Genomic DNA, 10480 nt, shown 5'->3' with positions numbered 1-10480 from the left:
GGTGCGCGCCTTTTACGCGGCGGCTGAGGCGGGGGCCCTGGCGGCGCTGATGGAATTGGACCGGCTGTCAACCTGGCTGGATCGCGCGCAGGCGCAGACCCGGGACTTGTCCGGACGAACACCGCCGCTGCTGATCGACATCCTGACCCGCTATCCGATCGTGTCGGCCGAGCTTGTGACCCGCCAGGCGGGCTGTTCGTCGATGTCCGCCCGCCGCAACCTCAACCTGTTCACCCAACGCGGCCTGGCCCGCGAAATCACCGGACAGGGCAGATACCGCTTCTGGACCGCAGCTGTGTGAGGGACAAGCCAACGGGTCACAGAGTTGCTGTTTACTGCATCGTGATCGAAGATCTGCCTTGCGGATTTGAGGCGTGCCGCGACGATCATGAACAGACCGTGCGGCCCGCGTTGCTATCGACAATATTTCGCTGGTGTTCAGTAGACGAAAGGCAAGAACTTGGCTGTTTTCCGAGCGTAGGCCTTGAACTCTTCGCCATAGCGTTCGGCCAGATACGCATCGAGAGAGGGGATGTGATAGAAGACGAACAGAAATGTCATCAACGCTGGAATTGCAAAAGCCCAGAGCGAAGCCGTCAGGATTGCCCACCCGGTGAACAGGATGCTGTCACCAAGGTAGTTGATGTGCGTCGAATAGGAAAAAAGCCCACCGGTGTAACATCGACCCTTCGACCCGGGCAATCTCTTCCAGGCGTGCCGTTGCAGCTCGGACCCGGTGTTCAGATACGAACCGAGGATTAGCAGGGCAACGCCAAGAGTATCCCATGCTCCAAAAGGTGTCGCTTTGCCAGACAGCACCCCAGCGCCAAGCAAAAGAAAGCCAATCTCGAAAATGGCCATAAACGCGGCTAGCCCCAATCCTTCGGGCAATTCGACTTTGCGCTCAAGCAGAACAAACAGGGTTACCAGATGCCGTAGGAAGTAGAGCGCGGCAGCCCCGGTCAGTATTTTGGCCCGGGTTGGGTCGGGCCATTCGAATGCGCCGAAAGCCAGCCAGAAACAGGTCGCCACGATCGCGCCGTGCAGCAAGGCGAAAACGAGTTTTGGGCCAAGAGAGTGATCGTGGGTGCGATCAACTCCACCGTATTTGGTCGTCATGGTCGTATCTTCCGCTCAGAACGGTTTGAATATCATCAGGATCAGGGTGATGAGGCTCATCACGAGGGCAGCACCACCGATGGGTGCAGCCTTGGCAAAGGTGTTTTGGTAAATGCCAGGCAGGGCGGGTAAACCTGCCTGAGATGCTTCTGTTGCGATGACATGCAACTGCCGCTCAACACGGTCTCCCACGACATAGGTCAGAAGCAGGGCCAGGCTAAGGGCGAGCGAGACCATGAGCCAGCCAGGCCACCAATCATGGCCCAGAAGCTCCATCATCCCCAATCCCGAAATGGGAACGATAAGAAGCGACGGCCTCATCAAGACAGTGTTTGTCTGCATTACCACTCGCAAAAGTGCCGTTGCCTCTGCCGGGCTCGAAGTCCGTGCATGGGAATGGACTACCCCATTGAAGATGGTCGCCCCAACCATGATGATCACGGCCAGGATGTGGATCAATTTCACGGAAAGGACGGGGTCCGGCATCACGTGCTCTTTTATTTCGACCATATGGACTATTTAAGAGCTATGGACCCCTTGTGCAACTCATGTCAATCCTAAATAGACCAACTGGACGATAAAAATGCCGAAGATTGTAGATCACGAAGCCTACAGCCAGGATCTGGCACAGCGGGCGGTCAAGTACTTCTCGGATCACGGCTATGCCGGAACCAGCATGCGCAAGGTTGCGGCCTATCTGGGTCTGTCCAAAAGTGCACTCTATCACTACTTCCCCACAAAGGAGGATCTGTTCCTGGCCTGCACCAGACAGGTGATGGCCGCGTTCGATGAAGACCTGGTAGATCCCGACGCAACGGAGGAGGAAAACCTGATGCGCCTCACGGATGTCCTGCGCCAGGATTTTGCGACCGAAATGGCCCTGACGTTCGACTACCTTCGCGGCAAATCAAGAGCCCAGATTGCAGAGGACGAGGCAATGCAGGTCGCCATGTCAACCTATCGCAGGATATTCGAGGCCATTGTCGGGGAGGAGCGGGCCGAAGGTGCTATGGCCCACCTCTTCGGTTCCTTGATGCTGGAATACATGTCCGGGAAAAGTCGCATCCGGTAATGCGACCACACATGCGACGCTCCATCATGCGGCGGTCGATGTCGACCGCGAAGACAACCATGCACCCGGCAGCCGGTCTCCTAAGTAAAAAACGACTTGATCTAGGCTGTACAATTAGACGACACCTTCAGATCCGTCTATTTGAGATTTGGAGAAACTAAGCCGCAGAATACCCCGCATCCGCCATAAGAAGCTGTCCGGTGATCCCACTTGCCGCGTCCGAGGCAAGGAAGGCAACCGCGACGATCGAACCTTGGTTATACTGCCGAAATGAACGTCTGACAGGAACTGGCCCCACCCCTCTCAATCACGCGCAAACAAGTTGGCAATACCCTCGACTGTTCACCTCAACTCCTGGAGCATATCTCGCCCCTCGGATGGGCACATATCCTATTCACGGGCGAGTACAGGTGGAAAAATCGATGACACCCAGCCCTAGGGTGTCATTCTGCCCCAGCCGAAGCAGACCCCTACAACCCAATTGGCTCAGACTGGACAAGCACGCCTGAAATGTGATCCATCTTTCAGATGAATCTGCGCTTTGATCTGGGAAAGAGTTTGCGCCACGAATCGGGATAAGAGTTTGGGACGCGTCAAAATCTCCGACATAGCCAATGCGGCAGGTGTTTCCAACGCGACTGTTTCTTATGCGTTGAGCGGTAGCGGACGCGTGTCAACCAAGACGCGGGAACGTATATTGGAAATATCCCGCGAACTGGGGTTCATTAGGGACGGCACAGCGGCGCAATTGCGAACGGGTCGATCATCGCTGATCGGCGTTGTGCTCAATACAGTTGTCAATCCGTTCTTTAGTGAACTTGTTGCCGCACTGGAAACCTCTGCCTACGAGGCCGGCTATCTGACCCTATTGGCGACCGCGCAAAACGATCCGGTCCGGCAGCGAAAACTGATCGCCTCGATGATTGCGCAAGGGGTGGCCGGAGTTGTGATCAGCCCGGTGCACGTGCCTAATGCGGATTCCATCGCAGAAACTTTGCGCCGCAACATCCCGACCGTCGTGTGCGTGCGCGACATCCCCGGATCCGGGGCCGCCTTTGTTGGTGCGGACGAAGAAATGTCTGGGTATCTGGCAGGGCGCCATCTAATTGAATATGGCCATCGCTCCTTTTGGTTTGTTGGCGGGTATGAGCAGACGACAACCTGGCAGGGACGCCGAAATGGCGTCTACAAGGCGCTTGCTGAGGCGGGCCTGCCGACGTCGGCCTGTGTGCTCAAGCCCGGCACTCAACTGCCAGATTTCGCTTGTGACAAGGTTCTTGACGCACACATGAAGAACCGTCTGCCAACAGCGGTTTTGTGTTTCAACGATGACCAGGCCACCGGGGTCTATCGGGCGGCCAAACAAGTGGGTGTGCTGGTGGGCCAGGATTTGTCGGTCATGGGGTTCGACAACATTCAACAAAATGATGCCATGATACCGGGCTTGTCGTCCGTTAACATTCATCCGAACCGGATCGGGCGCATATCAGCGGAACTTATTGTGAAACTTCTGCGCAACGACAATGCACCAGTCGACCCGGTTATTCTTAGGCCGGAACTGGTCATCCGCGACTCCGTCGCCCGCCTAGCTTGACGGAGTGTTGCTTCTGTGTGATGGTTTGTAACCAAACGGTTACTAATACTGGCACGGAGCAACGCATATGTCCCATGAAGGCTACGACTATGTGATCGTTGGTGGAGGGTCGTCCGGTTGCGTGCTGGCTGCCCGTCTCAGCGAAGACCCTGATATCAGCGTCGCGTTGATCGAGGCTGGGGGACGGGACAGCAACCCGCTTTTTCACATGCCCGCAGGCTTTGCCAAAATGACAAAGGGGATTGCCTCGTGGGGCTGGTCGACGGTGCCGCAGAAAGGGCTGAACGGCCGGTCTCTGTGGTACACACAGGCGCGGGTGATCGGAGGCGGATCGTCAATCAATGCGCAGATCTACACCCGTGGTAACCGCAAGGACTATGACAATTGGGTCGATGTGCATGGCTGCGAAGGCTGGAGCTATCGCGAGGTTCTGCCCTATTTCAAACGCGCCGAAGGGAATGAACGGTTCGAAAACGACTACCACAGCGGCGACGGCCCGTTGGGGGTTTCCATGCCCCGAGGTGCATTGCCGATCTGCAGCGCCTTTATCCGGGCGGCCCAGCAATGGGGACTGCCCTACAATCCCGATTTCAACGGCACACAACAGGCCGGGTGCGGGTTCTACCAGCTGACGCAGAAAGACGCGCGCCGGTCATCTACCGCGCAGGCTTACCTAAAACCGGCTGAAGTCCGGCCCAACCTGACGGTAATGACGGGTGTTCAGGTTCAGAGGATTGTCTTCGACAGATCGCGAGCAACCGGTGTCGAGGTACAAAAGGGAACTGAAAAAATCAACGTAAAGGCCGAGCGCGAGGTCTTGCTGACCTCTGGCGCGATCGGGTCTCCCCGCCTGCTGATGCTGTCCGGGATCGGCCCGGCGGATCACCTGAACGCTGTCGGGATTGAGGTGCTTCATGACCTTCCGGGTGTCGGTTCGAACCTCCAAGATCATATCGACCTGTGCACAATCTCGGAATGCACCGGGCGACATACATATGATGGAACGGATCGGATCGACCGGACCATTCTCGCCGGGCTGCAGTACTATCTGACCAAAACCGGCCCGGTGACTGCGTCCTTGTTCGAAACCGGTGGGTTTTGGTACGCAGACGAGACCGCCGAAGCCCCTGATATGCAGTTTCATCTCGGACAAGGGTCAGGGATCGAGAAAGGCATCGTCAAGATCAATGGCTGCGGGGTTACGCTCAATAGTACGTTTGCGCGACCACGCTCACGGGGAACGGTGCGGCTGGCGTCGGCAGATGCAAATGCCGCCCCGTTGATTGACCCGAATTTCTGGGGCGATCCATATGACCGCGAGATGTCTCTGCGCGGGCTGGAGATGGCCCGCGAGATCATGCGGCAGCAAGCGTTGAAGGATTTTGTACGGCATGAGGTTCTGCCTGGCCCCAGCGCAACGGACGCCGAGGTTTTGGATTATGCCATCGGAATCGCCAAGACCGATCACCACCCCGTCGGGACCTGCAAGATGGGGCACGGTGACATGGCAGTGGTGGACACCGAGTTAAAGATACGTGGGCTTGAAGGCATTCGGGTATGCGACGCTTCGATCATGCCTGCGATTAACTCGTCCAACACCAACGCTCCGACCATCATGATCGGTGAAAAGGCATCGGATATGGTGCGTGGACTGAATCCGCTTCCCGCGGTCATCTTTGCGGAAGAACGCAACGAAGGACGCCGTGAATTGGCATAAATCGCTTAAAATAATATGAAATTTCAAAGTTAAAAAACTGTCTTGACCAAGTAACTAAATGGTGCGTTAATCGTTTCAGCAAACAGATGGGAGGCCGCAATGACCACACTGGGTTTACACCACATCGGTTTTACCGTGCCCGATATGAAAGAGGCTGTGACGTTCTTCACCGACGTATTCGGTGCAGTCACGATCATGGATTGTGGCGCCGTTGATGCGGACGACGATTTTATGCTGACCCGACTGGGTGTACCGGCAGGGTGCAAGATCTCGGACCAGAGGGTTTTGCAGGTTGGCCGGGGCGGATCACTGGAAGTGTTCGAGTATTCCGGTGTGACCGAGCCCACACCCATCAAACACAACGGCGAAGTGGGCGCGATGCATATGGCGTTCGAGGTCGAAGATGCCTTCGCAACCGCCGAACGGTTGAAAGACAGAGGAGTGGATGTGTTGGAAGGCCCCACCCTGATCGAAGGCGGGCCGATGGATCAACTTGTCTGGATGTATCTGCGCGCGCCCTGGGGCCAATACCTTGAAATCGTCAGTGCAAACGGCCCGCTCGGGTACGAGGCAGAGGCCTCCGAGAAGCTCTGGACCCCGTCGCAGGGCAAATAATCGGCGTTAAGAAATGGCGAATGGTTAATCGTTTCATCAAGGCGCGAAAGGCGCCCTTCAGCGGAGGAGAAATTATGAAATCACTGAGATTGAGCGCGTTTGCGTCAGCCGTCGCAATCACGGCGGCGACGGTGGGGTACGCAAAGGACTTTGACGGCGTTGAGCTTAAGATGCTTGCCATCGGCGACACGTCGGTCACGCGTTTGGCCCCGATCGTAGATGAGTTCGAGGAACTGACAGGTGCCAAAGTGCAGATCGACATGTTTCCGTATCCGGGCCTCATCGACAAAATCGTGATTGAGGCCAGCGCCGACGACCCATCCTATCAACTGATGTGGGTCGACAGCCCCTGGGTCGGCGTATTGGGTGAATCCGGCGCGTTGGAGGATCTGACAGATCTGGCCAAGCGTGATGCGGAAGAGATCCATCTGGACGATATCGTTCCCATCCAGTTGCAGGAAAACACCTGGCAGGGCCGTCTGCTGGCTTTCCCGGCCTCGGGCATGATCTGGCACCAGAACTATCGTAAGGACCTGTATGAAAATGCCGACGAACAGGCGGCGTTTAAAGAGAAATTCGGTTACGATCTGGCTCCGGCCCAGACCTGGGATCAGTATATCGATATTGCCGAATTCTTTACCCGCAAGGCAGGGGACACGCTGGCCGGTGAGACGCTGGAGAAAGACTTCTACGGTAATGCTCAGGCCTACAGCCGCGTGGCGGGCGCGATCACCCATGATTTTTTCCCGATAATGCGCAGCTTCGGCGGCAGTTATTGGGACCCCAAAACCGGTCTGTGTGCCATGGACAGCGAGGCGGCGCTGGCTGCGGCTGATGTGATGAAACGGCTCGTGGCGTTTAACCCGCCGGATTATCTGGGCCTGATGTGGGACATCCGCACCGGATACATGGAACGGGCCGAAGTTGCCCAGTCCAGCTACTGGTCGGTGCGCACCGTGCGTCTGACCAACCCGGACGAGGCCGTGCTGCCCACTGTGGGTGAGGCCGGTTTTGCCGCCAGCCCGACAGGTGATGGTTCCCCACAACCCACGATGACTGGTGCGCTCAGTTTTGGCATCAATTCCAAGGCCACCGATCAGGAAAAAGAGGCCGCGTGGGAGTTCATCAAATGGGGTACGTCCCGTGACATGATGCGCCGCTTTGCCGAGGAGGGATCAGGGGTCAGCCAGTTCCACAAGTCGATTCTGTCCGATCCTGAGCTGCAAGAGAAATACCCGTACTACAAGGTCCTTCTTGAAACGCAGGACAACGCGCGCCGCCGTATTTTCCACCCGTTCTACGCCGATGTCGAAGAGATCTTTGGCGTTGAGCTGAATAAATTCATGGCGGGTGAGACCGAAACGGCCCAGGAAGCGCTGACCAACGCCTGTACCAAGATCAACACGCGGCTCAAGGTCTTCCCCGAGGATCTGCGCCTGCGCTGGATCAACGACACACCGGCCGACGTTTTCAACTGAGGCCGGCCTCCCCGCTGCCCCGGTTTCTTTGTGCCGGGGCAGCACCAAATTCGAACCCTGACGAAAGTATCGCTTCATGGCGTATATCCGTAAGCGCAACAGGCGGATTTTCCTCATCTTTCTGCTGCCAGCCATCCTGATCCTGTTTCTGACGACCATCTACCCGATGCTCTACGCAGGATATCTGAGCTTTCGATCATATGATCTGGCCAAGCCTTTTGTACCACGCGTTTTCGTCGGTTGGAGCAACTATCAGAACGTGCTGACGACAGGCGATTTCCTGCACGCCTTGAAAATCACCTTTCAGTTGATGGCAATTACGCTCAGCATTCAATTGATTGTCGGTGTGGGCCTTGCCCTTCTCGTGACCCAACGCCTGCCTGGAATGGGGATCGCGCGGACGATGCTGCTGATCCCGATGATGATATCGCCGGTGATCGTTGGCCTTGTCTGGCTGTTTCTTTACTTTCCCGAACTGGGCTATCTGAACTACTTCCTCAGCTTCCTTGGTATCAGCCCGGTCTCGTGGATCACCTCGCCTGATTGGGCACTTTGGGCGATCGCTATCGCCGATATTTGGCAATGGACGCCATTCATCATGATGGGCACGGCTGCCGCCCTGACCAGCTTGTCACCCGAACCCTACGAAGCCGCGCGGATCGACGGGAACACGCGCTGGCAGGTGTTCCGCTTTGTCACCCTGCCGCAGCTAAAGCCCGTGCTGGTCAGCCTGTTGTTTCTACGCGCCATCGACGCATTCAAGATCTACGACATCATCTTTGTGCTTACCAAGGGCGGTCCCGGAGATTCAACCGAAGTACTGTCGCTCTATATCTACCGCCAGTCCTTTACGTTCTGGCAGATGGGGGTCGGGGCGGCCGCGTCTTTCGTATCGCTGATCATCATCGTCGTGCTGATCACTTTCTTCTTCAAATCCCTCAACCGCGATCCAGTGCTGAGCTGACGGTGACGAAATGAACAAACCTAGCACCCAACAAGCAATCCTAGTCTACACCCTTCTGGGGATTGCGTTGATCGTGTTCATGACGCCGATCTATCTGATCGCCTCATCCTCGGTTAAACCCAGCCCAATCATGTTTCAGAAACCTCCGGCGATGGTTTTCGAGCCGACGCTGGATCACTACCGCAACCTGTTCACGATGCGGCCTTTCGGCAAATTCATCGGCAACAGCCTGATCGTGGCGCTCGGGTCGACCGCCTTTTCGGTGTTCTTCGGCAGCATCGCCGCCTATGCGATCAGCCGGATCAAGCACAAACGGATGAACGATGTGGCCTTCTGGATTCTTTCGATGCGCATGTTCCCACCCATCGCTGTGGTCGTGCCGTATTATATAATCTTTAAAACCGTCGGTCTGCTGGACACGCCTATCGCGCTGATCATCGTCTATTCCACGGCGAACATCCCGCTGACCGTCTGGCTGATGAAAGGTTTCTTTGACGAGGTACCAACCGCACTGGAAGAGGCCGCCGCCGTCGACGGGCACGGGCTGATCTCGATCTTCTGGAAGGTCACCCTACCGCTGGCCGCGCCGGGCCTCGCAGTATCCGCCGTGTTTTGTTTCATCTTCTCTTGGAATGAGTTCCTGTTTGCCCTGATGCTAACTGGCTCAAACGCGCAAACCGCGCCCGTGGCGGTCATGTCCTTCTGGTCATCGGACGCGGTGCAATGGGGTCGTATCATGGCCGGGTCCTTTGTCGTTCTCATTCCCGGTGTCGTCTTTGTCCTGACCTGCCAGCGCTGGCTGGTGCGCGGACTGACGATGGGTTCGGTCAAGTAAAGGAAATTCAATGTCGGCAATAACGTTGAGAAATGTCTTCAAACGATACGGGTCGGTCGAGGTCGTTCATGGCATTGATCTAGATGTAGCAGAGGGCGAATTTGTCGTCCTTCTGGGCCCCTCTGGCTGCGGCAAGACCACGACCCTGCGCATGGTTGCGGGGCTTGAGGATGTGTCGGACGGGGACCTCACGATCGGCGAGATTCGCGTGAACGAGGTCGCACCCAAGGATCGCGGCGTGGCGATGGTATTCCAGAATTATGCCCTCTATCCCCACATGACCGTTCGGCAGAACATGGAGTTCGCGCTCAAACCGCTGAGCCTGTCCGCAGACGAGGTTGCCCGCCGCGTTGATGAGGTCGGCAATACGCTGGGCCTGTCAGAGCTTCTTTCGCGCCGCCCTGCGCAACTGTCTGGCGGGCAACGCCAGCGCGTCGCGATGGGCCGTGCTATGGTACGCACACCGGATGTGTTCTTGTTCGACGAGCCTCTGTCCAATTTGGACGCCAAGCTGCGCACGCAGGTCCGGTTGGAAATTGCCAAGCTGCATAATCGTCTGGGCACAACCGTCCTGTACGTGACACACGATCAAGTCGAGGCGATGACCCTTGCCGACAAGATTGTCATCATGCGGGACGGCAATATCGAGCAGGTCGGCACACCGGAGCAGGTTTATACCCAGCCCAACAATATGTTCGTTGCCACCTTCATCGGTTCGCCGCCAATGAACATGATTCCAGCGCGTGCCGAAAAGGGGCTACTATTGGCTGACGGCCTGCACCTTGAAGTGCCAAGCCGCTTCAATGGTGTTGTGAGCGATGGTCAGGCGGTGACCATCGGCATTCGGCCCAATGGCCTGTCGTCAGCAAATCCCGAAGCTCAAAACACGGCCCCCGCCCGTGTCGAGGTTACTGAATATCTGGGCAACGAGGCCCTGCTGGACCTGCGCGCCGGGCCGCATGAGTTGATCGCTGAGGTTCCGGCCATCGGCAGGCCGACTCCAGGGGCTGAAATCACGGTGCATTTCGACCCCAAAGCCATCCATCTGTTTGACAGCAAAAGCGGCGTCAGTCTCTCGCTCTGACG

At 56.8% G+C, this 10480-nt stretch carries 12 protein-coding genes; 9 read left to right on the top strand and 3 right to left on the bottom strand.

All coding sequences use genetic code 11. From position 1 onward, the window contains the following. A partial coding sequence (locus AC2TDJ_RS20230; RefSeq protein ID WP_480844484.1) for a helix-turn-helix domain-containing protein occupies positions 1–301 on the top strand: 301 nt, incomplete at its 5' end. 137 nt (positions 302–438) lie between these two features. Here the strand turns inward: AC2TDJ_RS20230 and AC2TDJ_RS20225 are convergent. After that, a complete protein-coding gene (locus tag AC2TDJ_RS20225) occupies positions 439–1119 on the bottom strand; it encodes a DUF1295 domain-containing protein (protein ID WP_480844483.1) in 681 nt (226 codons plus the stop codon). A gap of 15 nt (positions 1120–1134) precedes the next feature. After that, complete coding sequence (locus AC2TDJ_RS20220) at positions 1135–1629, bottom strand: DUF2269 family protein (RefSeq protein WP_480844482.1); 495 nt, start codon at positions 1627–1629, stop codon at positions 1135–1137. A gap of 73 nt (positions 1630–1702) precedes the next feature. Between AC2TDJ_RS20220 and AC2TDJ_RS20215 the strand changes: the two genes are divergently transcribed. Continuing rightward, positions 1703–2191: a TetR/AcrR family transcriptional regulator gene (locus tag AC2TDJ_RS20215; protein ID WP_480844481.1), complete on the top strand. Its 489-nt coding sequence runs from the start codon at positions 1703–1705 to the stop codon at positions 2189–2191. 157 nt (positions 2192–2348) lie between these two features. Here AC2TDJ_RS20215 and AC2TDJ_RS20210 read toward each other — a convergent pair whose 3' ends face one another. Next, a complete protein-coding gene (locus tag AC2TDJ_RS20210; RefSeq protein ID WP_480844480.1) occupies positions 2349–2489 on the bottom strand; it encodes an SDR family oxidoreductase in 141 nt (46 codons plus the stop codon). 285 nt (positions 2490–2774) lie between these two features. Between AC2TDJ_RS20210 and AC2TDJ_RS20205 the strand changes: the two genes are divergently transcribed. The 7 genes from AC2TDJ_RS20205 to AC2TDJ_RS20175 all read left to right on the top strand — a co-directional run bounded on the left by AC2TDJ_RS20205 (position 2775) and on the right by AC2TDJ_RS20175 (position 10478). After that, positions 2775–3785, top strand: a complete 1011-nt coding sequence (locus AC2TDJ_RS20205; protein WP_480844479.1) for a LacI family DNA-binding transcriptional regulator — start codon at positions 2775–2777, stop codon at positions 3783–3785. Between the two features lie 67 nt (positions 3786–3852). Continuing rightward, positions 3853–5502: a GMC family oxidoreductase gene (locus AC2TDJ_RS20200; protein WP_480844478.1), complete on the top strand. Its 1650-nt coding sequence runs from the start codon at positions 3853–3855 to the stop codon at positions 5500–5502. A 99-nt stretch (positions 5503–5601) separates the two neighbouring features. Continuing rightward, positions 5602–6117: a VOC family protein gene (locus tag AC2TDJ_RS20195; protein ID WP_480844477.1), complete on the top strand. Its 516-nt coding sequence runs from the start codon at positions 5602–5604 to the stop codon at positions 6115–6117. Between the two features lie 74 nt (positions 6118–6191). Further along, complete coding sequence (locus tag AC2TDJ_RS20190) at positions 6192–7595, top strand: extracellular solute-binding protein (protein WP_480844476.1); 1404 nt, start codon at positions 6192–6194, stop codon at positions 7593–7595. Between the two features lie 76 nt (positions 7596–7671). Continuing rightward, the gene (locus AC2TDJ_RS20185) at positions 7672–8559 is read left to right on the top strand and encodes a carbohydrate ABC transporter permease (protein ID WP_480844475.1); all 888 of its coding nucleotides are present in this window, start codon (positions 7672–7674) and stop codon (positions 8557–8559) included. A 10-nt stretch (positions 8560–8569) separates the two neighbouring features. Next, a complete protein-coding gene (locus tag AC2TDJ_RS20180; protein ID WP_480844474.1) occupies positions 8570–9394 on the top strand; it encodes a carbohydrate ABC transporter permease in 825 nt (274 codons plus the stop codon). A gap of 10 nt (positions 9395–9404) precedes the next feature. Further along, a complete protein-coding gene (locus AC2TDJ_RS20175; RefSeq protein ID WP_480844473.1) occupies positions 9405–10478 on the top strand; it encodes an ABC transporter ATP-binding protein in 1074 nt (357 codons plus the stop codon). Positions 10479–10480 lie beyond the last annotated feature (2 nt).

This window comes from Ruegeria sp. HKCCD6647-2, from assembly GCF_057221075.1.
This window is presented reverse-complemented; position numbering and strand designations above follow the sequence as displayed.

Coding starts and splice junctions, on each gene's coding strand:
- AC2TDJ_RS20225 (WP_480844483.1), bottom strand. CDS start 1,119: ATGACGACCAAATACGGTGGAGTTGATCGCACCCACGATCACTCTCTT.
- AC2TDJ_RS20175 (WP_480844473.1), top strand. CDS start 9,405: ATGTCGGCAATAACGTTGAGAAATGTCTTCAAACGATACGGGTCGGTC.
- AC2TDJ_RS20195 (WP_480844477.1), top strand. CDS start 5,602: ATGACCACACTGGGTTTACACCACATCGGTTTTACCGTGCCCGATATG.
- AC2TDJ_RS20180 (WP_480844474.1), top strand. CDS start 8,570: ATGAACAAACCTAGCACCCAACAAGCAATCCTAGTCTACACCCTTCTG.
- AC2TDJ_RS20200 (WP_480844478.1), top strand. CDS start 3,853: ATGTCCCATGAAGGCTACGACTATGTGATCGTTGGTGGAGGGTCGTCC.
- AC2TDJ_RS20185 (WP_480844475.1), top strand. CDS start 7,672: ATGGCGTATATCCGTAAGCGCAACAGGCGGATTTTCCTCATCTTTCTG.
- AC2TDJ_RS20190 (WP_480844476.1), top strand. CDS start 6,192: ATGAAATCACTGAGATTGAGCGCGTTTGCGTCAGCCGTCGCAATCACG.
- AC2TDJ_RS20215 (WP_480844481.1), top strand. CDS start 1,703: ATGCCGAAGATTGTAGATCACGAAGCCTACAGCCAGGATCTGGCACAG.
- AC2TDJ_RS20220 (WP_480844482.1), bottom strand. CDS start 1,629: ATGGTCGAAATAAAAGAGCACGTGATGCCGGACCCCGTCCTTTCCGTG.